This is a genomic window from Alkalibacterium indicireducens, from assembly GCF_039522005.1.
Lineage (GTDB): Bacteria > Bacillota > Bacilli > Lactobacillales > Carnobacteriaceae_A > Alkalibacterium > Alkalibacterium indicireducens.
Map to the genome: position 1 here is coordinate 1 of NZ_BAAADA010000163.1, position 25,476 is coordinate 25,476.

At 42.7% G+C, this 25,476-nt stretch carries 20 protein-coding genes; 12 read left to right on the forward strand and 8 right to left on the reverse strand.

All coding sequences use genetic code 11. From position 1 onward, the window contains the following. The first annotated feature begins 83 nt into the window (after nucleotides 1-83). On the forward strand, nucleotides 84-1,142 hold the full coding sequence (locus ABFX15_RS09325) for a carbon starvation CstA family protein (RefSeq protein ID WP_346025153.1): 1,059 nt from the start codon (nucleotides 84-86) through the stop codon (nucleotides 1,140-1,142). 171 nt (nucleotides 1,143-1,313) lie between these two features. Here the strand turns inward: ABFX15_RS09325 and gyrA are convergent, their stop codons facing one another. The 6 genes from gyrA to dnaA all read right to left on the reverse strand — a co-directional run bounded on the left by gyrA (nucleotide 1,314) and on the right by dnaA (nucleotide 10,490). Continuing rightward, nucleotides 1,314-3,803 (reverse strand): DNA gyrase subunit A, encoded by a 2,490-nt coding sequence (gene gyrA / locus ABFX15_RS09330; RefSeq protein ID WP_428830627.1) that lies wholly within the window; start codon nucleotides 3,801-3,803, stop codon nucleotides 1,314-1,316. A gap of 75 nt (nucleotides 3,804-3,878) precedes the next feature. Beyond that, nucleotides 3,879-5,810, reverse strand: a complete 1,932-nt coding sequence (gyrB, locus tag ABFX15_RS09335) for a DNA topoisomerase (ATP-hydrolyzing) subunit B (protein ID WP_428830628.1) — start codon at nucleotides 5,808-5,810, stop codon at nucleotides 3,879-3,881. Nucleotides 5,811-5,826: 16 nt separating this feature from the next. After that, on the reverse strand, nucleotides 5,827-6,948 hold the full coding sequence (gene recF, locus ABFX15_RS09340; RefSeq protein WP_346025156.1) for a DNA replication/repair protein RecF: 1,122 nt from the start codon (nucleotides 6,946-6,948) through the stop codon (nucleotides 5,827-5,829). Continuing rightward, a complete protein-coding gene (gene yaaA, locus ABFX15_RS09345) occupies nucleotides 6,948-7,181 on the reverse strand; it encodes a S4 domain-containing protein YaaA (protein ID WP_346025157.1) in 234 nt (77 codons plus the stop codon). Before yaaA ends, recF begins: the two co-directional genes overlap by 1 nt. Before the next feature lie 648 nt (nucleotides 7,182-7,829). After that, complete coding sequence (gene dnaN, locus ABFX15_RS09350; RefSeq protein WP_346025158.1) at nucleotides 7,830-8,969, reverse strand: DNA polymerase III subunit beta; 1,140 nt, start codon at nucleotides 8,967-8,969, stop codon at nucleotides 7,830-7,832. 186 nt (nucleotides 8,970-9,155) lie between these two features. Next, complete coding sequence (dnaA, locus tag ABFX15_RS09355; protein WP_091266733.1) at nucleotides 9,156-10,490, reverse strand: chromosomal replication initiator protein DnaA; 1,335 nt, start codon at nucleotides 10,488-10,490, stop codon at nucleotides 9,156-9,158. Nucleotides 10,491-11,059: 569 nt separating this feature from the next. Between dnaA and rpmH the strand changes: the two genes are divergently transcribed. From rpmH to treC, 7 genes are all read left to right on the forward strand, one after another. Continuing rightward, complete coding sequence (rpmH, locus tag ABFX15_RS09360; protein WP_034298896.1) at nucleotides 11,060-11,200, forward strand: 50S ribosomal protein L34; 141 nt, start codon at nucleotides 11,060-11,062, stop codon at nucleotides 11,198-11,200. Between the two features lie 249 nt (nucleotides 11,201-11,449). Beyond that, a complete protein-coding gene (gene rnpA, locus ABFX15_RS09365) occupies nucleotides 11,450-11,794 on the forward strand; it encodes a ribonuclease P protein component (protein ID WP_091266735.1) in 345 nt (114 codons plus the stop codon). Nucleotides 11,795-11,884: 90 nt separating this feature from the next. After that, the gene (gene yidC, locus ABFX15_RS09370; protein WP_346025159.1) at nucleotides 11,885-12,730 is read left to right on the forward strand and encodes a membrane protein insertase YidC; all 846 of its coding nucleotides are present in this window, start codon (nucleotides 11,885-11,887) and stop codon (nucleotides 12,728-12,730) included. A gap of 74 nt (nucleotides 12,731-12,804) precedes the next feature. Further along, complete coding sequence (jag, locus tag ABFX15_RS09375; RefSeq protein WP_346025160.1) at nucleotides 12,805-13,716, forward strand: RNA-binding cell elongation regulator Jag/EloR; 912 nt, start codon at nucleotides 12,805-12,807, stop codon at nucleotides 13,714-13,716. Between the two features lie 521 nt (nucleotides 13,717-14,237). Then, nucleotides 14,238-15,515, forward strand: a complete 1,278-nt coding sequence (locus tag ABFX15_RS09380; protein ID WP_346025161.1) for a bifunctional folylpolyglutamate synthase/dihydrofolate synthase — start codon at nucleotides 14,238-14,240, stop codon at nucleotides 15,513-15,515. 279 nt (nucleotides 15,516-15,794) lie between these two features. Then, nucleotides 15,795-17,252 carry a PTS system trehalose-specific EIIBC component gene (treP, locus tag ABFX15_RS09385; protein WP_346025162.1) on the forward strand — a complete coding sequence of 486 codons (1,458 nt, stop codon included), beginning with the start codon at nucleotides 15,795-15,797 and terminating at the stop codon, nucleotides 17,250-17,252. A gap of 175 nt (nucleotides 17,253-17,427) precedes the next feature. Beyond that, nucleotides 17,428-19,080: an alpha,alpha-phosphotrehalase gene (gene treC / locus ABFX15_RS09390; protein WP_346025163.1), complete on the forward strand. Its 1,653-nt coding sequence runs from the start codon at nucleotides 17,428-17,430 to the stop codon at nucleotides 19,078-19,080. A 156-nt stretch (nucleotides 19,081-19,236) separates the two neighbouring features. Here the strand turns inward: treC and treR are convergent, their stop codons facing one another. Beyond that, the gene (gene treR / locus ABFX15_RS09395) at nucleotides 19,237-19,962 is read right to left on the reverse strand and encodes a trehalose operon repressor (protein ID WP_346025164.1); all 726 of its coding nucleotides are present in this window, start codon (nucleotides 19,960-19,962) and stop codon (nucleotides 19,237-19,239) included. 143 nt (nucleotides 19,963-20,105) lie between these two features. Here treR and ABFX15_RS09400 point away from each other — a divergent pair, with 143 nt between their 5' ends. Both ABFX15_RS09400 and ABFX15_RS09405 read left to right on the forward strand, forming a co-directional pair. Continuing rightward, nucleotides 20,106-21,242, forward strand: coding sequence for a M50 family metallopeptidase (locus tag ABFX15_RS09400; protein ID WP_346025165.1), 1,137 nt, complete (start codon nucleotides 20,106-20,108; stop codon nucleotides 21,240-21,242). A gap of 200 nt (nucleotides 21,243-21,442) precedes the next feature. After that, on the forward strand, nucleotides 21,443-21,685 hold the full coding sequence (locus ABFX15_RS09405; protein WP_346025166.1) for a hypothetical protein: 243 nt from the start codon (nucleotides 21,443-21,445) through the stop codon (nucleotides 21,683-21,685). A gap of 150 nt (nucleotides 21,686-21,835) precedes the next feature. Here the strand turns inward: ABFX15_RS09405 and aac(6') are convergent, their stop codons facing one another. Further along, nucleotides 21,836-22,276 (reverse strand): aminoglycoside 6'-N-acetyltransferase, encoded by a 441-nt coding sequence (gene aac(6'), locus ABFX15_RS09410; RefSeq protein ID WP_346025167.1) that lies wholly within the window; start codon nucleotides 22,274-22,276, stop codon nucleotides 21,836-21,838. A 226-nt stretch (nucleotides 22,277-22,502) separates the two neighbouring features. Here aac(6') and ABFX15_RS09415 point away from each other — a divergent pair, with 226 nt between their 5' ends. After that, nucleotides 22,503-23,837, forward strand: a complete 1,335-nt coding sequence (locus ABFX15_RS09415; protein WP_346025168.1) for an FAD-dependent oxidoreductase — start codon at nucleotides 22,503-22,505, stop codon at nucleotides 23,835-23,837. Continuing rightward, entirely contained in the window at nucleotides 23,827-25,293 is a 1,467-nt protein-coding gene (locus ABFX15_RS09420; RefSeq protein WP_346025169.1) for an AcpB/EbpR/MafR family transcriptional regulator, read from the forward strand. Before ABFX15_RS09415 ends, ABFX15_RS09420 begins: the two co-directional genes overlap by 11 nt. Nucleotides 25,294-25,476: the final 183 nt, after the last annotated feature.

Genomic DNA, 25,476 nt, shown 5'->3' on the forward strand with positions numbered 1-25,476 from the left:
TTTAAAAAATAGTCATTTTGAAATTAGACGAGTGTTTCCTTTTTTAAAAAGTTAGTTATGAAATTGGTTCAGGTACAGTATTCGTGACATCACCGGCGAACCTCTTAGCTAATCTGACGCCTGGATGGATGGGAGCTGGACTTTTAACCATAGTTATATTTGTTTATTATATTTTATCAACTCTCCTGCCAATTGATAAACTTATCGGAAAAATATATCCGTTCTTTGGTGCTCTGCTTATTATCAGTACCTTTGCGATTTTTATTTCATTGCTTGGTAGAGGAGAATCTATTCCCAACTTAACTCTGACTACGCTGAGAAATACACACCCTAGTGGGGTGAGTCTATTCCCTGGTATTTTCTTTACGATTTCATGTGGGGCTATGTCAGGATTCCATGCTACACAAACACCAATCATATCCCGTACACTCGATAGTGAATCAGATGCCCGATTCGTCTTTTACGGCATGATGACTATCGAGGGAATTATCGCTATGATCTGGGCAGCCGCAGCTATGGCTTTCTATCAAGCTCCTGTTTTAAGTGGAGTCATTGCAGAAGGTACAGCTTCTCTAGCGGTTGAACAGATTGCTCGTCATTATTTGGGGGCTGTCGGTGGTACATTTGCAATACTTGGTGTAATAGTCTTACCGATTACTTCTGGAGATACAGCATTTAGAAGTCTGCGAATGATTATTGCCGATTACTTGAATATCTCTCAAAAAGAAATTGCTAAACGTTTAATGATTACTATCCCAATTTTTATTTTATCAATCATGCTGACATTTATGGACTTTAACATCTTATGGCGTTACTTTAACTGGGCTAATCAATCGACAGCTGCCATAGCTTTACTTGTTTCGACTCGTTATCTATTTTTGAAAGGTAAAAACTATCTGGTTACTCTTGTTCCAGCTTCATTCATGGTCTACGCTGTAACTGTCTATATCCTCAATGAACAAATCGGATTAGGTCTAAACTACACACCTTCATTGATTATTGGTCTGATTATTACCATAGGACTACTCGGTCTCTTCTGGTACTCTGGACTTAAACAAAAAGGGCAATTGGACTCTACTCATGTTCTTTTAAACGATCATCTTTCTATTCAGGAAGTACGCGCAGCAAGAGAACGAGTGTAACTCAGTCGACTAAAATAACGAGCTAATTTAACATCAGGCAGTTGCTTTACTTAAGCAGCTGTCTATTTTTTTGCTCATTGACTTATCTAGATATTGATTCTTCGCTCCTATACTGCTGTATCTAAAAAACGCACCCTGGATTCAGGATGCGTCATAAGTCTATTTAACTGCTTAGCTTTTTTCAGACGATTCTTGATCAGATACTTCTTCGCCGTTATCTTCCTCATTAAGTGGTTCGTCCACTTCTATTTCGTCTTCCACTTCAACTTTAGCTAATGTTGAGACGTAATTACCTTCTTCAAGTCTCATCAGGCTAACCCCTTGAGTAGCCCGTCCGGTTTTGGAGATGTTTTTCGCATGGAATCGGATTACTACACCACTTGTGGTGATGAGCATGATATCTTCTTCTCCAGACACTGTCTTCAAGCCGATCAGCGGCCCATTTTTCTCCGTGATGTTGGCTGTCTTGACGCCTTTTCCTCCACGTCCGCGAATCGCGTATTCTGAAGCTTCAGTACGTTTTCCATAACCATTCTCAGTAATGACCAGAACTTCAGACTCAGGACCCAGTATATCTGTCCCCACTACATAGTCATCTTCTCTCAAACGGATCCCCCTGACACCAGACGCCGCTCGTCCCATGCTTCGGACTTCATTCTCATGGAAACTGACAGCATAGCCCTGTCTCGTTCCAATAATGATGTGGTCGTCGCCGTGAGTAACCAATACGTTGATCAGTTCATCGTCATCTTTAAGAACGATAGCCTTCAGTCCGCTCGTACGGATATTTTCGAAGTCAGAAAATGCTGTACGCTTGACCGTTCCTTGACGAGTAGTAAAGAAAAGTTGATCTTTTTCATCTGTTTCGCCTCGAGTATTAATGATGGCCTGGATCTTCTCATCATTTTCGATTCCGAGGAAGTTGATTGCAGGAATCCCTTTAGCTGTGCGTCCATATTCAGGGACTTCATAACCTTTTGCTTTGTAGACTTTACCGGTATTGGTAAAGAACAGTAGAAGATCATGAGTCGAGCAGGTTAGAAGAGTCTCAACGAAGTCATCCGTATTCGTACCCATCCCTTTAACGCCACGTCCACCACGGTTCTGAGCTTTGAATTCAGAGATCGCCATACGCTTCATGTAGCCGTTATGAGACAATGTGACTGCTATTTCTTCTTCTTCGATCAAGTCTTCATCCTCAATACTCAATGCTTCACCTATAAGAAGTTCTGTTCGTCGATCGTCGCCGTGCTTCTCTGCGATTTCTTCGAGTTCAGTCGCAATGATTTCGTGGACCCGTTCCGGTCTGGCAAGAATATCTTTCAAGTCTTCGATCGTTGCAAGAAGATCCTGATATTCGCCTTCGATTTTTTCGCGTTCCAGACCAGTCAGACGAACCATCCTCATATCAAGAATGGCTTGTGACTGGCGATCACTCAGACCGAATCGCTCCATCATAGCCTGTTTCGCTGCATCACCTGTCTGTGATCCTCTGATGATCGATATGATTTCATCTATATGGTCAAGAGCAATACGCAAGCCTTCCAGAATGTGAGCTCGGGCTTCCGCTTTTTTCTTGTCAAATTCAGTACGTCGTCTAATGACGACTCGCTGGTGCTTGAGGTACTCGGTCAGAATCTCTTTTAATCCAAGTGTCTTAGGAATACCGTCAACGATTGCCAGCATATTGAACCCGAAAGATGTCTGCAGAGGCGTCATTTTATATAGATTGTTCAGTATGACACTCGCTGATACATCTCTTCTGACATCGATAACGACACGCATGCCGTCTCTGTCGGATTCATCATTAAGATCAGTAATACCTTCAATTCGCTTATCTCTAGCCAGATCGGCAATACGCTCAACCAGCTTGGCTTTGTTTACCAGGTAGGGTATTTCGTCTACGATAATGCGTTCTTTTCCATTGGGCTGAACTTCGATACGTGCTTTCGCGCGTATTTTGATCGATCCTCGTCCGGTTTCATAAGCTTTTCTTATCCCAGACTTGCCCATGACCATGGCGCCTGTCGGAAAGTCCGGCCCTGGCAGTACATCCATCAAATCGGCAATGGTCGCTTCTTCGTTCTCCATCAGTACACGGCAGGCCGCGATAACTTCTCGCAGATTATGTGGAGGAATATTCGTCGCCATACCGACTGCAATACCGGAAGCCCCGTTGACTAACAGGTTCGGGAATCGCGCAGGTAGAACATTCGGTTCTCTCTCTGAGCCATCATAGTTGTCGTGATAATCCACTGTATCTTTGTTGATGTCCCGAAGCATTTCCATAGCGATCTTACTCATTCTTGCTTCTGTGTAACGCATAGCTGCCGCGCTGTCTCCATCGACGGAACCAAAGTTTCCGTGTCCATCGATTAGAGGGTTACGGAAACTGAAGTCCTGCGACATACGGACCATCGATTCATAGATGGCAGAATCCCCGTGCGGGTGGTATTTACCCATAACGTCTCCGACGATACGAGCTGATTTCTTGTAAGCTTTGTCAGGCGTCATGCCCAGTTCATTCATGCCGTACAGAATACGGCGGTGTACAGGTTTCAATCCATCACGTACATCCGGCAGGGCACGTGACACGATTACGCTCATTGCATAATCGAGAAACGACTTTCTCATTTCACTCGATAGATTGATTTTGTCCATTCGTGCTTCTCTTTCTTCAGCCAAGTCTTTCTTCCTCCTTAAACTCCCTCAGTGCTCTTTTCTGGTAGGCAGGTATTAAATGTCGATATTCTGAACGTACTGAGCATTTTCTTCGATAAAGTCGCGTCTTGGTTCGACTTTTTCGCCCATCAGCATATCAAAGATCAGATCGGCTTCGATTGCGTCATCAACAGTGACCTGAAGTAGACGTCTGTTTTCTGGATTCATTGTCGTTTCCCATAGTTGTTCGGCATCCATTTCCCCTAGTCCTTTATAACGCTGAATTGATGGCTTAGGCGTCGCCGGGATCTCTTTAAGGTATTCCTCCAATTCCTTATCAGAATCAAGGTAGACCTCTTTTTTGCCCTGTTTAACTTGATACAGAGGAGGCTGGGCAATATAAACGAATCCTGCTTCGACAACTGGACGCATATAACGGTAAAACAGCGTCAGAAGAAGCGTACGAATGTGCGCACCGTCGACGTCCGCATCGGTCATGATGATCAGTTTATGGTAACGGGCTTTTTCAACTTCAAATTCTTCTCCAAATCCCGTTCCCATAGCAGTAAAGAGCGAACGGATTTCTTCGTTGGCAAGGATTCTGTCTAGAGACGCTTTTTCCACATTCAGGATCTTCCCTCGAATAGGCAGAATAGCCTGGAACAGACGAGACCGTCCCTGCTTGGCTGATCCACCGGCAGAGTCTCCCTCAACGATGAAAATTTCAGATTTTTCCGGGTCTTTTGACGAACAGTCCGCCAGCTTGCCTGGAAGATTGCTGATCTCCAGTCCATTTTTCTTACGCGTTACTTCTCTTGCCCGCTTGGCTGCCAGTCTGGCTTTAGCCGCAAGCAGTGCTTTTTCAACGATTTTCTTAGCAGTCTGTGGATTTTCCATCAGGAAGCGTTCGAAATGCTCACTGAACAGACGGTCCGTGATCGTACGGACTTCAGAATTACCCAGTTTGGTCTTCGTCTGCCCTTCAAATTGAGGATCCGGGTGCTTGATGCTTAATACGACGGTCAGACCTTCTCTCACGTCTTCCCCGCTGACATTGTCCTCGTTTTCCTTGATGAATTTGTTTCGACGAGCGTAATCATTGATGATCCGCGTCAATGATGTCTTGAAACCTGATTCGTGCATCCCCCCTTCATAGGTGTGGATGTTATTGGCAAAACTCATGATGTTCATGTGATAGCCGTCTGTATGCTGAAGAGCAACCTCAACAGCAATGCCGTCCTGCTCGTCTTCCAGATAGATAGGCTCTTCATAGAGAACCGTCTTGCTCTGGTTAAGGTACTCGACATAGCTCTTGATTCCGCCGTCGTACTGATACTCGAGACGGACCGGTTCAGCATCTCTCTGGTCTTCGATTGAAATCGACAGACCGCGGTTCAGGAAAGCCAATTCTCTGATACGGGTAGCCAGTTTATTGAAGTCGTAGACTGTTGTTTCTTGGAAGATTTCAGCGTCTGCCTTGAAACGGACCACTGTACCGGACTTGTCTGTCGTACCGATTTCTTTCAAGTCGTACATGACCGCACCGCGCTCATAACGCTGATTATAGACCTTGCCATTTTTATGAACATCCACTTCAAGGAATTCTGACAACGCATTAACAACGGATGAGCCTACCCCGTGAAGTCCACCGGAAACTTTATACCCGCCGCCACCGAATTTACCTCCTGCGTGAAGGATCGTAAAGACGGTCTCAACAGCCGGTCGGCCAGTTTTCGCCTGGATATCGATCGGGATTCCACGACCGTCATCCTTGACCACAATCAGATTGCCCGGTTCAATAATAACTTCGATGTTTTCAGCATGCCCAGCCATCGCTTCGTCAATAGAGTTATCTACGATTTCCCATACCAGGTGATGGAGTCCTTCAGAACTTGTCGATCCGATATACATCCCTGGTCGCTTACGGACGGCTTCCAGACCTTCAAGGACCTGGATCTGACTCGCATCATACTCTTCTCTTAATTCTACTACTTCTTTAGGTGTCAATTGTTCGTCTGCCACTCTATTCACTCTCCATTTCGATTTGACCACTGCGCACATTGAAGATGCGCGGATGATGAAGCAATTCTTTTTTCACGCCGTCCAGACTTGTCGTTGTCAGAAAGGTCTGGACTTTATCTTGTATGGTTTTCAGTAGATGAGTCTGTCGCTCATCGTCCAGTTCACTCAGTACATCGTCCAATAATAAAACGGGGTACTCCCCCGTCATCTCGTTCATTAATTCAATTTCAGCCAGTTTTAGACTCAGCGCAGTTGTCCGCTGCTGTCCCTGGGACCCGTACGTCTGAATATTCTTCTCATTGACGAAGAAACGGATGTCGTCCCGATGAGGACCGTAGAGCGTCGTACCCTGTTCCTTCTCTCTCTGCTCATGCTTTTTATACTGCTTTAGCAGATCGTTCATCAGCTGCTTTTTATCCGTTTCTGATGTCACAGAAAAAGAAGAGGCATACTCCAGCGTCAGCGTTTCTTTACCCTGAGAGATATCTGAATGAATGGGGCGTGCCCAGTTCTCCAGTCGTCTCGTGAAGGAAAAGCGCTGAGCAAGCAGTTCAGCCCCTTCGGCCGCCAGCTGTTCATTCAGGATACTTAAATAGGTCTGGTCCAGTTTTCCGCTTTTTCTATGCTGTTTTAAGTAAGCATTACGCTGTTTCAGGACTTTCTGGTACTCAACGAGGTGATACAGATAAATGGAACTCATCTGACCCATTTCCATATCCAGAAACTTCCGTCTCACAGAAGGGGATCCTTTGACGAGAGACAGGTCTTCCGGAGCAAACAAAATTACATTCAGATGTCCGATATAGCGGCTGAGTTTCTTCTGCTCAAGATGATTAAGCTTTGCCCTCTTCCCTTTTTTTGAGAGGATGATTTCAAGAGGATACTCTCCGCTTGATTTCTCGACCGTTCCGGCTACCCGGGCAAAATCCTGATCCCATCCGATCAGCTCTTTATCGTTGGATGTCCGGTGGCTCCTCGTCATAGCCAGCACATAAATACTTTCCATGATATTCGTTTTTCCTTGAGCATTTTCGCCCAAAAAGACGTTGATCTGGTTGGAAAAAGTTACCTCTGCATCAGAATAGTTGCGGTAACCCTTCAACGTCAGTTTCTTTAAATACATCAGTTATCCTCATTTTGAGCTGATTCTAAAAGATAGGTCCCGAAGCCTTCCACCTTGATGACATCTCCAGGATGCAGTTTGCGGCCGCGGCGGTTATCCGCTTCATCATTGACCCAGACGGTATAGTCCATCAGGAAAGGCTTGGCCATTCCTCCGCTTGATATGATTGTCGCATGCTTCAGAAATTGTCCCAGTGTAATGACTGATTGATTGATTTGTATTATTTCCGGCACTATAATCGGCTCCTTTAAAAAGCAAAGACGCGGATCAGATCATCCACGTTCTGCATAATTTCTCTTCTTATATTATACCTTATTTTGGAGTGTGAAACAAATTTTTATGGGAAAAAATCCGTTCTCATCGATTTTAAGGGTAAAATGACAAATCCTTCTTTTTTATTCAAATTCGCTTAGAGTCTTTATATTTAAATTTTTGGCTTATTTAAGGGGAATATGTATCTGAGAGCCAGCAATAGATCGTTCAATTTTAAAATAAGAGTCAAAATTGCGGAAAATTCCTTTATTTGACCGACTAGCTGGTACTTTATCCAGCTCGAGAGCCACTTTAAAGTTGAGTAGTCATTAAGTGAGACATTATTGACCACTCAACCGATCAATTCATTTGGGTAGACAGAGATTATTGAATTATTGTCCACTCATCCGAATCTACTGCTCCGGGTGGGCATAGATCTGCCAACTTCTGCCCACTCAGATGACTAATCATGGCGAGTGGACACTTGAAGCCAAATAACTGGCATTTTACTTCAATCGTCACTCCTTCTCTTCTAGAACGATCCGCATAAGAGCAAATTTGCCTGTTATATAACAAAAAAAGACCCGACAGCATTGGGTCTTTTCAGCTTTATTCACTTTATATTCATTTTATGCGGATGTACGGATCGGTGTGATCAGCTGAATGAATTCATTCTTGTCTTCACTTGGAACCAGAACAAATGGACGCAAGGTAGAAATCAGCTTAAGTGTGATATCCACAGGCCCAAAAGTTGTCAAAGCAGCTTTCAGATAGTCCGGATTGAAAGAAATCTCCATTTCTTCACCGGAAATTGACTGAGTGGTGACCTGTTCGTTTACTCGCCCGACTTCTGGAGAATTACCGGTGATTTCTACAGTATCATCTTTCACAGAGAGTTTAACGACGTTATTTTTACCTTCGTGGGAAAGAAGAGAGGCTCTTTCCACTGCTCCAAGAAGAATCTGTGCTTCCAAAGTCACTTCTGTAGCTGAACTATCAGGAATCAGACGGTCCGTGTCCGGATAATTTCCTTCAAGCAGTCTTGAGTAGAACAAAGTATCTTCGGTCTTGAAGAGGATCTGGTTCTCAGCGATCGCTACTTCTATTTCATCCAGGCTGTCGTCGAGCAGTCGAGTCAGTTCCTGAAGGCTCTTACCAGGAATGACCAGATTGTAAGACAGGCTTTCAGTTCCTTCAACAGGAATGACACGCTGACTTAATCGGTGACTGTCTGTAGCAACAGCTTTAAGCTTGCCGTCACTGATTGTCAGGTGAATACCTGTCAGGATCGGACGACTTTCGTGAGTTGATACGGCAATAACTGTCTGTTTAATGATTTTTTTAAGTAAGTTGACCGGAAGTGTAAATGACTGGGTCGTATCGATTTCCGGGAGATGCGGATAGTTAGCAGCATCCAGTCCGTTAATGATAAAAGAAGATGATGCAGACGTGATAGCTGTCTGAACTCTGTCTTTCACTTCAACAGTAAAGGTTTCATCTGGCAGTTTATTGACGATATCACTGAAGAAACGTGCAGGCTGAAGCACGATCTGACCTTCTTCTTCTATAGTCAGACCAGACTGTTCATCTGATTTTCTGACGAACGTTTCAATAGAAATATCAGAGTTGCTGCCTGTCAGTTGAATCCCTTCTTCTGAAGCAATAAGTTTAATTCCTGTAAGAATGGGAATAGTTGATCTAGATGATACAGCGAGTTGAACATCTTTTAATTTTTTTAAAAACGCTGATCGATTAACTGTAAATTTCATATGCATCCTCCAATAATAAATTGAGTACCCGTTTATAATTATATAGTAAATAAATTCTTAGTAATAGTAGTAGGGCCTGTGTATACTGTGGAAAACGTAAATTTCATCTGGAACAGAAGGTTTTCCACTTGTGGATAAGTTGTGAATAAAGATGTGCATGACTTGAGACTTTATCCACAAGAGCGATTAGAGACTTTTCTTGATTTCTTCGATCTGGTCTCTCAATTCGCTGTCGTTTTCTTCATTAAGAGCTTTCTTAATCTTTTCATGAGCATGAATGACCGTAGTATGATCTTTGCCGCCGAATTCTTTTCCAATTTTAGGAAGTGACGTGCTGGTCAGTTCTCGTGAGAGATACATAGCGATCTGTCTGGGTAAAACAATCTGTCTGACCCGTTTCTTCCCTTTCAAGTCAGCGAGAGAAATCTGATAGTACTTGCAGACTTTCTGCTGAATGGAAGCAATCGAAACATTCTGCTTGGAATCATTCTTGACCATGCTTTTCAGTGCATCGGCAGCCAGACTGGTCGTGATGTCATTGCGCTGGATTGCTGAATAAGCCTGTACGCGGACAAGGGCACCTTCAAGTTCCCTGATATTCGAATCAATCTGTCCGGCAATATAGCTTAAAGTGTCGTTTGGTATTTCCAGACCTTCTGCGTTGGCTTTCTTACGTAAAATCGCGATACGGGTTTCCAGATCTGGTGGGGTAATGTCTACAGATAATCCCCATGCGAAGCGTGATACCAGACGTTCCTGGAGTTTAGGAATTTCGTTTGGCAGCCGGTCACTTGTCAGTACGATCTGTTTCCGGTCGTCATACAAGGCATTGAATGTATGGAAGAACTCTTCTTGAGTCCCTTCCTTGTCAGCAAAGAATTGAATATCGTCTACTAATAATAAGTCCACATTACGGTACTGCTGACGGAATTTTTCCTGAGTTCTGTTCTGGATCGAATTGATGAAATCATTCGCAAAATTTTCACTCGATACATATTTGATTTTTGCATTAGGGTTGATCTGAAGGTACTGGTGGCCGATCGCATGCATCAGGTGTGTTTTTCCTAATCCAACGCCTCCGTAAAAGAACAGCGGATTATAGATCGTACCAGGTTCTTCAGCAACGACTAAGGCAGCAGCATGGGCCATCTGATTGCCTTTTCCGATGACAAACGTATCAAAGGTATATTTACTGTTCAATGTACTTGAAACGGGTTGAGTTTCGAAAGCCTGAACAGTCTGTGTGTCTTCCTGTTCCTCATGGGCTGCCTGCTCCTCTGCTGTGACAAATAAAGGAGAGATTTCACGTCCCAGAAATTCATAAAGATATTCCACGACTCTAGTCGAGAGATTATTCTTCCAATACTCTTTATGTAATGTAGAAGGCACTTCGATTGTGACTGAATTATTCGTTATCCGGACGAGGTTGGCACTGTGGATCCAAGTGTCGTAACTGACTTTTGACAAGGTTTCTTTAAATTTTTCCTGTAGATAACTCCAAGTTGACTGTAAATCGTCCATTTTTTTCCTCCTCGCCGATAAGATGCTTTTTACATTTTATCACGTATGATTTAAGTTTTCCACAGCAGGTTTTATTTGTTGATAATCTTTCCCCAGGATGTACAAAAAGATATCCACAGACTTGATCCGACTGTGAATAACTGAAAATAAAGCTATACTTTTTACAGGAAATGTGGATAACTATTACATAATCAAGACTGATATACCAGCTTAAATAAGAGTTATACACAAGTTGTATCTGACTGTGTATGACTCTTATAAACACACTGTGGAACTGTGGAAAACCTGTTGAAAGTGATGTGGGTTACTATTGTGTGGATGAACGGTATCAAGAGGCTGTGGACAAATAATCTGTATAATTAGCTGGCAAAAATCTGAATGTGTGACATAAATGTGTGGAAAAAAATGATTATTATATCTTATATAAAGCAGCAATTGCTCAGAAATACTTGACAAATGGTCAGATGTTTTCTAAAATAACATAGTCTGTCTAGATATTAATGCAGTCACTAACTTTATGCTTATTGATAAGTCAGAGGACAAAGGAAAGATTCAGGAGGTGTTTCTCAATGGCACAAGGACTAACATATCAACCCAAAAAACGTAAGCGTCAAAAAGTACATGGATTCCGTAAACGTATGAGTACAAAAAACGGACGTAGAGTATTAAAAAACAGACGTCGTAAGGGAAGAAAAAGAATTTCAGCTTAATGACGACAGGCGACGGGAGCTTCTTACTGATAGCTATAGTGAGAGCACGTTGCCTTTTTTTATTTAATGTCGAATTGTTTCAAATCGAATGATGTCTAGCTTAACGTGCCAGCCTCTCGAGAAAAAGATAAATTTACCCATTGCGCAGGATGCTCATTCAGGGCAAATTTCCTATTTTCTTGTCGAGGCTTAACGGCACGTGAAGCTTTTCTATTTAATCAATGCTTAGCTTAGAAAGATGGGACAGGAATGAAGAAAGCTTATCGAGTAAAAAAGGAAGCAGATTTTCAAAAGGTCTTTCATCAGGGTGAATCCATGGCTAACAGGCAGTTTGTTGTTTACTCTTTAAACAAAGAAAACCAGTCTCATTTTCGTGTCGGGCTTTCCGTAGGGAAGAAACTTGGAAATGCGGTCAAAAGAAATGAGATCAAAAGAAAAATCAGGCACGTGCTTATTGAAATGGATCATGAAGACCTGATCAGACCTGATGTCGACTTTGTTGTGATCGCAAGACAGCCGACAAAGCAGATGTCTTTTAATGAGATGAAAAAAAGTCTGCTGCATGTTATGAAGAAAGCTGGTTTATTTGTTTAGTACTATGCAGTGAACCGGATATGCTTCGACTTTCAAAATAGATGTAATTAGAAGATTTTAGTTATTAGTAGAAGAAGAGAGGGAACATGATTGAATTTTTTAAGAAAACGTAAGCGATTGCTCCTTGCAGTCAGTATGCTTGCTTTAGTTGTATTTTTATCTGCCTGTGGAACGGATCCAGTTTCTGCAGAGAGTACGGGGATCTGGGAAGGTGTCATTATATATAACTTCGCCCGTGCGATTATCTGGGTATCGAATCTCTTCGGTGAAAACTATGGAATAGGAATCATTATTGTTACAGTCATCATTCGTGCAATGCTGATCCCGTTCACGCATTTTCAGCAGAAAAATATGCAGCAGATGAATGACATTAGTCCTCAGATGGAAGAGTTGAAGTCAAAGTATTCAGCTCGAGATGCTGAGACACAGGAAAAGCTTAAAGAAGAACAGCAGCGCCTTTATAGTGAAGCAGGAGTAAACCCGTATATGGGCTGCCTGCCGATGCTGATACAGATGCCAGTATTCATTGCCCTTTATCAGGCAGTTAACCGTACACCTATCCTGGCTACAGGCGACTTCTTGTGGGTCAACTTAGGTCAACCCGATCCGTATTTCATCTTACCTATACTGGCAGGGGTATTTACTCTTGGACATTCTGTACTGATGAGTATGGGACGTGCAACTGAAGGAAATAAAGTGATGACTTACGTTATGCCATTATTCATCGTCTTCATTACCTTCCGTCTTTCAAGTGCTCTAGCATTATACTTTACTGTATCTAATGGATTTTCAGTAGTACAGACACTTCTCTTCCAGAATCCGTTCAAGATCAGAAAAGAGCGGGCTGACAAAGAGGCTCAGGAAAGAGAAGCGGAACGTCAGAGAAAACGGGCAATCAAGAGGGCTCAGAAGTACGGACGTAATGTGAAAAAATAAAAATCTTCTGACTTATTGTTTCGAATTTGTTAAAATAAAGGAGAAACAGAGATTGTGAATGGAGGATAGCGTTTATGAAGGATAAATACACAGCACAGGCGCCAACCACTGAAGAAGCGATTGACAAAGGACTTAAAGCATTAGGCATCAAGCGAGATAATGCGGATATTACTATTTCACAGGAATCAAAAAAAGGCTTCTTGGGTATTGGACAGAAAGATGCAGTGGTCGTTGTCAAAAGAAAAAATGCAAAGAATCCGGTGGAAGATCTCGTCTCTAAAGAAATCCTGCTTGGAGAAAAAGAGCCATCTACGATCGAGCCAGAAATCAAAGAAGCAGCTGAACCAGATGATAAGGTCAGTTCACTAGAGGAGTCGACTGATCCGGTCGAAGAAGGTGTTGAAGAAACCGGTAAGACTCGTCCTGTACGTGCAGATGATGAAGAAAAAGTAGAAGGCACAACGAAAAAACCTGAGCCGGAAGAAAAGAAAATCATCGAACTGAATGAAAAAGACGAGGCAGCTATTCAAAATGTGGCTGACTATATCAAACGTATCGCAGATAAGATGGGTGTTGATGATGTGTCTGTTACCATCAACAGAACAGATCGTCGCGTTCAGTACATCATTGACACAGAAGATGCCGGTCTGATCATCGGGCGACACGGAAAAGTGCTCAACAGCTTACAGACACTTGCGCAAGTTCAGCTTCATCTGGAAGCAGACAATAAACTGTTTGCTAAAGTCGATGCTGAGAACTATCGTGACCGTCGTCAGAAAACTGTCGAACAGCTGGCTTACCGTACAGCTGAAAAAGTCAAGAAGACAAAACGTCCAGTCATTCTGGAGCCTATGCCGGCACATGAGAGAAAACAGATTCACCGTTACCTCAACCAGCATAAAGGTGTACAGACGCATTCTGAAGGGAAAGAGCCGCACCGTTACTTAGTGGTCGAACCTTCAAAGGACAATCAGTTTAAAATTTAATAGACAAAACAAACGAGCCTGCGGTCCCAAACGCAGGCTCGTTCTTCACTATGTCGTAAGTTAGGGCATTAGAGCAAGGAAAAGAGTCTCTGACTTCAGCCAAGGTAAAATAGAATACGGGAATCTGTTAATGAGTCTGGTGGGTGTGGGGATTAAATAATTGAGATAATTAAATCCTTGCTGGAGGTTCAAGTTTAGAAAGAGGGTAAAGAAAAGTAGTGGGAAATCAGACATGAAATAAGAGATACATATGAAGTAAACCATGGGTTAAGAAAAGACTGTATTGGTTAGATTGAAATTGATGGGTGAAAAGAATAAAATGGTGAAGGCAAGTTTAGTCGGGTCAGAAATGGTTGTGAGACCAGCACGTGAGAGTGCTTATAAACGGTGAGAGTTGAGTGATAAGCATGAGGTTGGGTTGAAATCTTACTGTAAGTATAGGGGATTGTTGCCAGAATTGCAACTGGCAAACTTACGCTCTCAATAAAAAGACAGAATTAATAAACAGGAGGACAATAAGAATGAATATGACTGAAGTGATCGAGCTGGTCAATACGAATAGGGGAACAGGTCAGAAAGAAAATCTTAATAGAATGCGTCTGTTGATGAGTAAATTGGGCGATCCGCAAGACAGCCTGCGAGTCGTTCATATCGCCGGCACAAACGGAAAAGGATCGGTCAGTGCCTTTTTGTCATCGATACTCAATCAAGCGGGGATCAAGGCAGGCGTCTATACCTCTCCTCATCTGGAATCTATCAATGAACGTATAAAAGTCTCAGGTCAGATGATCACTGACAACGTATTTATTGAAGCCACCGAAACAGTAGCTCCTTTTGTTGAACAAGTGGAGGAAGAAACGGGAGAACGTCTTTATTCGTTTGAAATTCTGACGGCGGTAGCTCTGCTGCATTTTTCAGTCTGTGGGTGTGAGCTGGTCATTCTGGAAACCGGAATCGGAGGAAGACTGGATGCAACGAATGTGGTCAGCTCATCAGAAGCTTCTATTATCACATCGATCGGGTATGATCATATGAAAGTTCTTGGAGACACGATCGAACAGATTGCAGCAGAAAAAGCCGGAATCATTAAAGCGAACGGTTTGGTCATCTTCCCGGAAATGTCTGAAGAAGTGGATGCAGTCATCAGCAGGAAAGCAGATAATGTGCAGGCTGATATGATCAGAGTCACTCCAAATCATATATCCTCTGTCAATATGACCGACACCTACAGCTCGTTCTCGTATAAAGAGATGGATGGGCTTGTAATCCATTTATTAGGGAGACATCAGATTACAAATGCAGTATTGACTGTCGAAGCCGCTCAGATACTTGAACAGAGAGGATTTGCTATTACCTCTGAGGATATTAGAAGAGGGCTGGAGCTGGCTGCCTGGCCCGGACGCATGGAAAAAATCAGCGAACACCCGACTATCCTGATCGACGGTGCTCATAATCCAGAGGGAGTAGCTGCATTAAGAGAAAACATCGGTTACCTTTTTCCGGATGAACCACTGACTTTTGTGGTAGGTATGATGAAGGACAAGGCTTACAAGAAAATGATCGAACAGATGCTGCCCTATGCAGAAAATGTCCTGACCGTTTCTCCGGATCCTTATAGAGGATTTGATGCAGAAACTACAGCTGAATGGCTGAAAGATAAGGGACAGGATGCTCAAGCTTTTAAATCTGTAGACGAGCTGATTGTTGAGTTGAAAAGTCAGTCCTACCTCAACCGCAAAGTGATTGTATTCGGCTCTCTTTATCTGATAGGAGATATGAGACGGTTGTGGCAGAACTGAAAGTGAAAATTGAATGTATGAACGTAGAGAAACAGGCCAAATGACAGGTCTGTTTTTTTCTTTAGCTTATGAAAATGGGTAAGGGCTTTTATTATTAGAGGCGAATGGTTCAGTGGTAAAATATCTATAAGGATTGAATGAGCTTGAAATTAGAGAAAGGAGAGGGATATGAAAAAATAAAAAAAGTAAAATGAAACGCTTGCATTTTTTGATTCAGTAAAGTATAGTAAAAATGCAAACAACTTGTATATACAAGTTAAGATAAAGGAGGAAATAAAAGTGGCAGATTTCAAACAAGATGCACAGGAGTTGCTGGATGCAATAGGCGGTAAAGAAAACGTCAATGCCGTCACGCACTGTGCTACACGTATGCGATTTGTACTGGATGATCCCTCAGAAGCGGATAAGGATAGAATTGAAGATATCCCGTCTGTTAAAGGAACATTCACCCAGGCAGGTCAGTTCCAGGTTATCATCGGGAACAGAGTAGCAGATTTTTACAACGAGTTCTCAGCAATTTCGGGACTTGAGGGTGTGTCTAAAGATGACGTGAAAAGTGCAGGGAAACAGAACATGAACAGCCTGCAGCGTCTGATGGCGGCACTGGCAGAAATTTTCACCCCATTAATTCCAGCAATTATTATCGGTGGTTTGATCTTAGGTTTCAGAAACGTATTGGAAGCAGTAGAATTCGGTGCCCTTGGTGGCCAGACAATTGTCGAAACATCGCAGTTCTGGAGCGGAGTCAATGCCTTTCTATGGCTGCCGGGAGAAGCGATATTCCACTTCCTGCCTGTCGGTATCACATGGAGTGTGACGCGTAAGATGGGGACGACTCAGATTCTGGGTATTGTTTTAGGTATCACATTAGTGTCACCACAGCTGCTTAATGCTTTCGGTGTACAGGATATTTTAGCAGGGGATGTAAACCAGTGGGACTTTGGATTCTTCCAGCTGGATATGATCGGGTATCAGGCTCAAGTTATTCCGGCCATGATGGCAGGGTTCCTGCTCGCCTATCTTGAAAAATGGCTGAGAAAGTTCATACCTGAAGCCATCTCAATGATTTTTGTTCCATTATTCGCTTTAATACCAACAGTATTTGTCGCTCATGCAGTTGTCGGACCGATTGGATGGCAGTTGGGCATCTGGCTATCTCAGGTCGTTCAATGGGGACTGACAGGTACATTCAACTGGGTCTTCGGATTTATCTTTGGTGGATTGTATGCACCGCTCGTAATTACTGGACTGCACCACATGACTAATGCGATCGATCTTCAGTTGGTTGCAGATTTCGATCAGACCATTCTATGGCCAATGATTGCTCTATCAAATATTGCTCAAGGTTCAGCTGTATTAGGTATCATCTGGCTGCACCGTGGGAATGAGAAAGAACAGCAGATCTCTATCCCAGCAATGATATCGGCTTATCTTGGTGTAACAGAACCGGCTCTGTTCGGTATCAACATCAAATACGTGTATCCATTCGTTGCAGGCATGATCGGATCCGCTTTTGCGGGAATGACTTCCGTAGCCTTAAATGTGGCATCTTTCAACATTGGTGTTGGGGGTCTTCCAGGAATCCTATCAATCATTCCTGAGTATTGGATTGGTTTCTTGATCGCTATGGCAATTGCTATCGTAGTTCCTATTGTACTAGTTGTTGTTTTTGAGAAAAACAATATCCTGACTAAATGGGAAAATGATCATCTGCCAATTCCAAAACTGGGTAACTAAGAGGCGTATCGATTGTTTCGCTTCACATAATTGAATAAACTTAAAGTGTCATTACTCTATGGAGGAAGGGTGTTTCCTGATATTCTTTGATTCTGGTCGATAAAACTGGAAAAAGAACATCTGACGGAATGCCCTTTTTCCTATGTTAAGAATAAAATTGGAAAGGACGAAAGATATGAGTACATTTCATGATAAAGTCATTTACCAGGCGTATCCTAAATCATTTAAAGATACCAGCAGCAACGGCATAGGAGACCTGAACGGAATAAAGGAGAAACTGCCTTATCTAGCGGATCTGGGCATAGACATGCTCTGGCTGAACCCGTTCTATAAATCTCCTCAAAACGACAATGGATACGACGTGGCCGATTATACTTCCATAGACCCAATATTCGGGACGTGGGATGACTTCGATGGATTGATTTCGGAAGCTAATTCGTACGGCATCGACTTGATGCTCGATATGGTATTGAACCATACGTCAACTGAGCATGAGTGGTTCCAGAAAGCGTTAGCTGGAGACAAGAAATATCAGGATTATTATATTTTAAGAGAACTGCAGGAAGACGGCAGCTTGCCGACGAACTGGGAGTCCAAGTTTGGAGGGAAAGCCTGGTCCAAATTTGGTGATACAGACAAGTACTACCTTCACCTGTATGATGTGACCCAAGCTGACCTGAACTGGCGTAACCCTGAAGTCAGAGAAGAATTATATAAAGTCGTCAACTTCTGGCTGGAAAAAGGGGTCAAAGGCCTCCGCTTCGATGTCATTAATGTAATTGGAAAAGATGAAATTCTTGAAGATGCTGAAGACGGCGTCGGTAAGTCCCATTACACAGATACACCGATCGTCCATGACTATATACAGGAGTTGAACAAGGAAACATTCGGCAGGTATGAGGATATCGTGACTGTTGGAGAAATGAGTTCGACCACTGTAGAAAACGGTGTGAAATATTCAAATCCTGAGCGTAATGAATTGTCCATGATCTTCAGTTTCCACCATCTGAAAGTCGATTATAAAGACGGTGAGAAATGGTCAATAATGCCTTTTGACTTTATTGAACTGAAAAAGATCCTGCATGAATGGCAGGAAGGCATGGTTGAAGGAGGAGGCTGGAATGCACTGTTTTGGAACAACCACGACCAGCCGCGTGCCAACAGTCGTTTTGGGGATGTAGAGAATTATCCAGTTGAAACCAGTACGATGCTGGCACAGACTATTCATCTGCTTCGAGGGACACCGTATATCTATCAGGGTGAAGAGATCGGCATGACCAATCCTAACTACGAGGACTTGGACGAGTATGTCGATATCGAAACGCATAATGCATACAAGAAGATGCGGGAAGACGGGATTTCTCATGATGAAGCCATGGCCATCATCAAAGAGAAATCACGTGACAATTCCCGTACACCGATGCAGTGGGACGATTCAAAAAACGCCGGTTTTTCGGACGCTGAACCATGGCTGAAGGTGGCTGACAATTATAAAAATATCAATACAGAAAACACTGATGTCAGCCAGGCGATCCGTGACTACTACAAAACGTTAATCCGTCTGCGTAAGGACATTCCGATCATTCAGGAAGGGTCTTATGACGTGTTGGAGCTGGAACACCCCAGTATATTTGCTTACGTTCGTGAATACGAAGGCGAGAAGCTGCTGGTGCTGAACCACTTTTACGGAGAAGACGACACGATCACTATCCCGGATGAGCTGCTGAATATGGATGCGTCGTACCTGATAGGAAACGGCAGTGAGAGAAAGCTGGAAAAAGAGTTTAAACTGGGGCCATACGAAACGGCTGCTTTTCTTCTTAAATAAAAGTAATTCCTTTAACTGAAAAAAGCGGAAGCCTTCTATTCATCAAAGAAGACTTCCGCATTTTTTATTATCAGGCAAACTGTAAGGCTTGTGACCTGTTGAATATGGACTATATTTGAAGGATAAAATGTAGTATAGTTGCTCTAAATAGACTAATCAGTCGTAAGAAACAGGCCCGCGTCTTCTGGCAAACTCGACGAATCTGAAGCGGTCCAGTCGGTGACGTGATTCAGTATACTGGAACAATGTAGCGTCTTCCAGATGGACTTCACTACGGGTAACGACAACATGCGTATCATTATGAAGCGTCATCAGTTCACGGTCTTCCTGGGTGGCCGGCTCAGCGATGAATTCTTTTCGAGCAAAACCGATGACAAGACCTAATTTGTTTTCAATGTAGTGATAAAGTGAATGACGAGCTTCATCATCCGGAATCGATTCGATGATTGATGTGAACAAGTAATCCTTATCTAGAATGACGACTTCTCCATCGACTTTTCTGGCACGTATGACACAATGCACTTCAGTGTCATGAGAAACCTTCAGAAAATTTGCAATGTGCTCCGGAATAGTCATCTTCTTGTTTTCAACGAGAATCGTTTCGCTGGACATGTTCTGAGCATCCTGAAGTTCTTTGTAACTGGTCAGGCCGGATATCGGAAAATCGAAGCGTTTGACATCGAGCACGATCGATCCCTTACCTTGTTTCTTCTGTATGTAACCACTTTCAAGCAAGAGGCTAAGGGCTTTTCTAATTGTTTCACGCGAAACATTGTACTTTATTGACAACTGGTTTTCGCTCGGTAGAAGTTCACCAGGTTTGTACTGCTGGTTTAATATATCGGATTCGATATCTAGAAATATATCCTGAAATCTGCTCATATTTTCCATTCCTTTTACTATAATCATTCGATACAGACCCTTTAAGTTTAAAAGAAAATGAACAGTAACTCAACAGTTATAAGATTAGAAGACTATTCATAATTTTTAGCTAAATTTTGAAGAAATTTAAAAAGGAGTATTTAATGAAGACACAAATAAAACAAGGATTGAAGCAACTGGAAGCCATACTGGTATACATTATCGTGCTAGGTGGAGTGGGTTTTATCGGATACCGGATTGGGATGGAAAGCACGCCTTTGACTGCTGAAGGAAATCTCGATGTGGGACGTCTGCTTATACGTATCGGAATTGTAATGGTAATTGCCGGAGGGCTGGTCTATGGGCACGTCATTATCCATGAATTGGGTCACCTGCTTGCCGGGAAACTATCGGGGTACACATTCATGCTTTTTAGAATCGGTCGATTTGGGCTGATAAAGGAAGACAGTCAGTTCAAGACCATTTTATTTACGATGAGCGGCACGATGGGTCAGTGTCTGATGCATCCGCCTGAGAATAATGACAGACGGCCTTACCGTTTCTACTTGCTTGGCGGGGTATTGGCAAATGGAATAACCGCGCTGATTGCGGGTACTTTTTATTTAATATACCCGTCTGAGTATATTATGATTTTTATTGTCATCGGTGTGATGTCTGCAGCTATGAACGGCATTCCATTAAGCTTCAATGATGGAAAAATACTGAGGAAACTAGGCAGGAGTTCAGTGGCTCAGGATCAGTTCTTTCAGCAGCTGAAATGGAATGGAGATTTTGTCCGTCATAACAAGACATACTCTGAGGCAGCCGAAGATCAGATGACGTTCAATCCTAATGAACCGGTAACGGAGCAGTTCAATATCTATAATAAGCTGATTGAAATCAATGCCAGCCTTGAGCAGAAAAATTTCAAGCAAGCTGAAAGTAGCCTGAGTGATTTGTATGACCAGAGAAGTGAAATCATTCCGGCTTACCGCATCGAGATCCTGCGAGAGTATGTGTACTGTCTGCTGATTGAAGATTCAGGTACGCCGGAGCTTATTGAGCGAATTCTTTCTGATAAGCTTCTGAAGAGTCACTTGAAAATGAAACAGGCAGATGTCTGTCGTGTAAACTGTGTGATTGCTTATTTTGTAGACAATGACCGGACTGAAGCCAAGCGATGGTATGATCTGGCGAGGGAACATCTGGATAAACTGCCATCTTATGCGGATAAACGAGTAAATACTAACCTTCTGGATCATCTTGGAACAGTTATGTCATTTGTAACACATAATAGTTGAGTAACGATAAACTGAACCTTCCTGGAAGGGATAAGAAGATAAAAAAGGAAACGAACCTTCTGCGACATTGTCTTGTAGAAGGTCGTTTCCTTTTTATTGTTAAAATGCGTGCAACTAGTCTGCTTCTGGAAAAATAAACTGAAGTTATCTGATTGTCAGGACTTGCCCCACACGAATGAGGTAGAGTCTGTAAAATCCGATTGATACTTGTCCCATCAGACCCGTCATCAAAAGTCAGCGCAACGACTTTCTCTGTGGTGGATCCTCTGGTCACTGTCTGTGCTGGAGCGGCTGATACTGGAACAGCAAAGGTCAAACTGATGATTACCCCTAAAAACAGACAAGCGACTTTTACGATTAGTGATCGCATGCTTTTTGTGCTCATTTCACTCACGTCTTTCCTCATGCACCAAAGACGTTTAAGTGTTATAAGCGAACAGTAGGCACATGAGAGCACGACCTTATTTTTCACCTTTATTATAAATCTAAACCATAGAAATAGTACCAGTCAGTACTCAAAAAACAGTTATAAATTAGGAAATTTAAGCGAAAAAAATGACGGATATTCCGCCATTTTCAGATGATTATTCACTTTAAATAGTCTTAGTGTAGCAGATGATCCGGTTGGCTTCCTTGAAGCCGATTTTCTCATGGAAGGCTGCACTGGTAGTGTTGTGGAGCTCCACGTCACTGGCAAATTCGGTTGCGTTCATAAAACGGTACCAGTCTTCGCAGACCTCAACCAGCTTTCTGGCAATGCCTCTTTTTCTGTAAGCCTCCTTGACATATATGCCTTCAAGATAACCTACTGGAGTGGTTCTCGTCCCTTCTACGTAATCGAATCTCAGCTGGACATGTGCAAAGCCCACGACCTGGTCATCAGTTTCACAGACAAACAGCTCAGCCGTACTATCCTCCTGATACCTCGTTATTTCCCGCTGAAGTTCGTCGTAATTTTCGCGGGGCCATAGTAGCAAAGCGAGTTGAGTAATATTTTCAATATGTATGTCTCTGGCTTTGACAATTTTATGCATAAGTATTCCTCCAGCTCAACTGTAATGAAAGAAATGAATGATTGTAGAAATAGTGTACCACAATTTGTGGTCAAACGCTTTCAGATAAAGCCTTAATCCAGTACGAATTACAGAAAGTCTCAAAATATATACTTAAGTAAGCATGAAGCATAAAGTTAGGAGGCGCATCTTAAATTCATTTCTTTATGTTATACTGATTCAAAAATGACTGATGAGGAGGACAAAAATGAGAGTAGTCATTATAGGCGCATCTTTTGCTGGGGTAGCTGCTGCTTTTGAAGTACGTCACATTCATCCGGATGCAGAAATTTTGTTGCTTGAAAAGCAGGATACCCTGGGATACATACCAAGCGGCCTTCATTTATATTGGGATAAGAAAATTACTGACTTGGATGAGGCCCGGTTCGTTACAGAAGGCCAGCTGGATAAGCATGGAATCGTGTATCATCTAAATGCTACTGTACAGAAGGTAAACACGACTCAAAAAATAATCACTTATGACCAGCACGATTTATCAGACCAGCTGTCTTATGACAAACTGATTATAGCGGCGGGATCGAGACAGTTGTCTGAGAAAATTATCGGCAGTGCCCAGGAGAGTGTACTAAAATACAAGCGGTACGATGAGGCTCAGGCGGCTTTGATTAAAGTTGAGGAAAGTGAGCATATTACGATTATCGGTGGAGGGCAAGTTGGGGTAGAGGCTGCAGATCTACTGACCGCAATGGAGAAACAAGTGACTCTGGTAGAAAGTATGGATTATGTTCTATTCAAGTATCTGGACGAGGATATGATCAAGCCGATCGAGAAGAATATGACTGAAAAGGGCGTTGATCTGAGAATGAGACAGACGGTCTCTTCCGTAGAGATGGAATCAGACCAGAAAGTGACTGTCTGCCTTGGCGAAGGATCTGTCACCAGTGATGCGGTTATCATGGGAGTGAATGTCAGACCGCATCTGCCTTTTTTGGATGAGACCATCAAGCGGCATACCGATCAGACAATTGCTGTCGACCGCTATTTAAGAACATCAGCCGAAGATGTATTTGCCGTGGGGGATTGCATTCAATTGTCAGGACCGGGAGAAGACAGGGTCTATGTTCCATTGATCAATAATGCTGTTCGGACAGGTATTGTGGCAGCAGCCAATCTGATTGAGCCATCCCAAACTTTTAAAGGTTCGCTACGTACGATTGGTACCCGTGTCTTCGGCAAGTATATAGCCAGCACAGGTATGACCGAAACCGAGAGTCTGTTTACTGACCGGACTGTTGAGTCTCACAGACAGGAGGTACGTCTGACCAGCCTGGCGGATTCTGATACCGTGACTCTGAAATGGGTCTATGATGCCAAAACACATGAGCTGCTGGGCGCTCAAATGATATCAGATGCCAATATACTTGAAAAAATAAATGTGCTGGCGTTGGCTATTCAGTCCAAGCAGACCCTAGAGGATCTGCAGCAGACCGATTACTTCTTTAATCCAGCTTATTCTCAGGTGACTGCCACCACAAATCTGATAGCCTGGATGGATGAGGGGGCGGACGAAGATGAAAATTGAACACTTTCTCGAGAAAAATGAAGTAAGAGAAATCACCATCTTCAATCAGCTCGTGCTGAATGGCGGGACGTTGTCTTATGGAAAGATGCTGAATCATTTGGGGGTATCGAAGGCGTCTCTTGAAAACGACTTGTCATCCATTGCTGTTAGAATTGAAGGTTTTGATCAGAAGGTCCAGCTTCAGTATGACGGACAGACGATTGTGCTCAGCATGAGTGATGATCTGTCGCTCCAGCAGATTTACCGACTCTATCTCGATCAGTCTATCAAGCTTCAAATCATCACTTTTCTTTTCAAGCATCAGGAGTTCTCGATTACACAGCTGACGCAGAAACTGGCAATCAGCGAGAGTTCATTATTCCGAAAAATTAAAGAACTGAACAGCCATCTTAAAGAGTTCGGCATTAAAATACGTAACGGACAGATGCAGGGTGAAGAGCTTCAAATCCGGTATTTCTATTTTCAGTTCTATTGCTATATAGAAGACAAAGCAACTTTTCTTACTGAACATCCTAATGACCGGCTGAGGCAGATGATCGACGCAATGGAAAAGTTCCTGAATGTAACGATTACTCCTGAAAACAGAGAGCGTCTGACAATTTGGCTGATTATCAGCAATGCACGTGTATCAATCATAGACAAGCAGGCCAAACGTCTGAGAACACAGATGAAGGCGTACAGAAAAGATCCCTTTTTTCATAAAATCCAAGTCTTTGTTCTACGCTATTTCAGCCGGTATTCTATTGAAGTAGATGAAGTTGAGTCCATGATTCATTATGCTTTTCTACTGGCATTTCCTGTTCTCACAGAACCGGATTTCCACGAATACAGATTGCTTCGGGACCGCCATGCACCTATCGCTTCAATGGACACACTGATAGCGGAAACGATCATCAATCATTTTAAGTACCGCAGATTACCTTATATGCTTGAACGGGACATGTCCTACCATCTCACTCATATCCATACCCGGCTATACTTTTTCCAGGGTGATATTGAAATCTACGAATATGAAGGAATTATATCGAAGGAAAAGCAAATCGTAGGAACGAATGTTGTATCGTTCGCACGCAAACTTTTGAAAACCAGTACCAAAACCCTCGCAGATAAGATGGGCGAGAATAACAGTCTTTTGAAGATGGAGCTGCTGAAATACATCAGTCTTCTTGTTCTCATCACCTTTAAAATGGCCAGTGTCATACAGGTGGGAATTGATCTGAAAATGGACGGCTTGTATAAAGAGACTCTTGGAGAGTTGCTCATACTGAAATTAAAGCCGATCAAAGGGGTCCGGGTAGAGCACTATGACCCTACAAAAATCTATGATCTCATACTGACCAATGAAGAACCGAAAGACCAGGCGAATTATGATGATGCCAGGATATATATACTTTCAGAAATTCTTTCTTCATTTGACATGGTGAATATACAAAGAATCATTCAGGAGCTAAATTAATAGAGCTGACATCATTAAGAAAGCTTATAATTGAGAAAATATGTGTATATCAATGTATGTAAGAGTCTTAGACAAAAGTAATAATCAAGTGAGATTCCAACCATTAGTTGATAACTCAAGTTTTGCAGTTGAATATCCAGGTTTAACCCTTGCGGTTATTGAAACTTCTTATAAATAATTATC

What these genes read in the sequence shown, in the direction of transcription:
- ABFX15_RS09380 (WP_346025161.1), top strand. Translation starts at nt 14,238, where the DNA reads ATGAATATGACTGAAGTGATCGAGCTGGTCAATACGAATAGGGGAACA.
- treR (WP_346025164.1), bottom strand. Translation starts at nt 19,962, where the DNA reads ATGAGCAGATTTCAGGATATATTTCTAGATATCGAATCCGATATATTA.
- jag (WP_346025160.1), top strand. Translation starts at nt 12,805, where the DNA reads ATGAAGGATAAATACACAGCACAGGCGCCAACCACTGAAGAAGCGATT.
- rnpA (WP_091266735.1), top strand. Translation starts at nt 11,450, where the DNA reads ATGAAGAAAGCTTATCGAGTAAAAAAGGAAGCAGATTTTCAAAAGGTC.
- gyrA (WP_428830627.1), bottom strand. Translation starts at nt 3,803, where the DNA reads ATGGACAAAATCAATCTATCGAGTGAAATGAGAAAGTCGTTTCTCGAT.
- ABFX15_RS09400 (WP_346025165.1), top strand. Translation starts at nt 20,106, where the DNA reads ATGAAGACACAAATAAAACAAGGATTGAAGCAACTGGAAGCCATACTG.
- recF (WP_346025156.1), bottom strand. Translation starts at nt 6,948, where the DNA reads ATGTATTTAAAGAAACTGACGTTGAAGGGTTACCGCAACTATTCTGAT.
- treC (WP_346025163.1), top strand. Translation starts at nt 17,428, where the DNA reads ATGAGTACATTTCATGATAAAGTCATTTACCAGGCGTATCCTAAATCA.
- dnaA (WP_091266733.1), bottom strand. Translation starts at nt 10,490, where the DNA reads ATGGACGATTTACAGTCAACTTGGAGTTATCTACAGGAAAAATTTAAA.
- dnaN (WP_346025158.1), bottom strand. Translation starts at nt 8,969, where the DNA reads ATGAAATTTACAGTTAATCGATCAGCGTTTTTAAAAAAATTAAAAGAT.
- rpmH (WP_034298896.1), top strand. Translation starts at nt 11,060, where the DNA reads ATGGCACAAGGACTAACATATCAACCCAAAAAACGTAAGCGTCAAAAA.
- ABFX15_RS09420 (WP_346025169.1), top strand. Translation starts at nt 23,827, where the DNA reads ATGAAAATTGAACACTTTCTCGAGAAAAATGAAGTAAGAGAAATCACC.
- ABFX15_RS09415 (WP_346025168.1), top strand. Translation starts at nt 22,503, where the DNA reads ATGAGAGTAGTCATTATAGGCGCATCTTTTGCTGGGGTAGCTGCTGCT.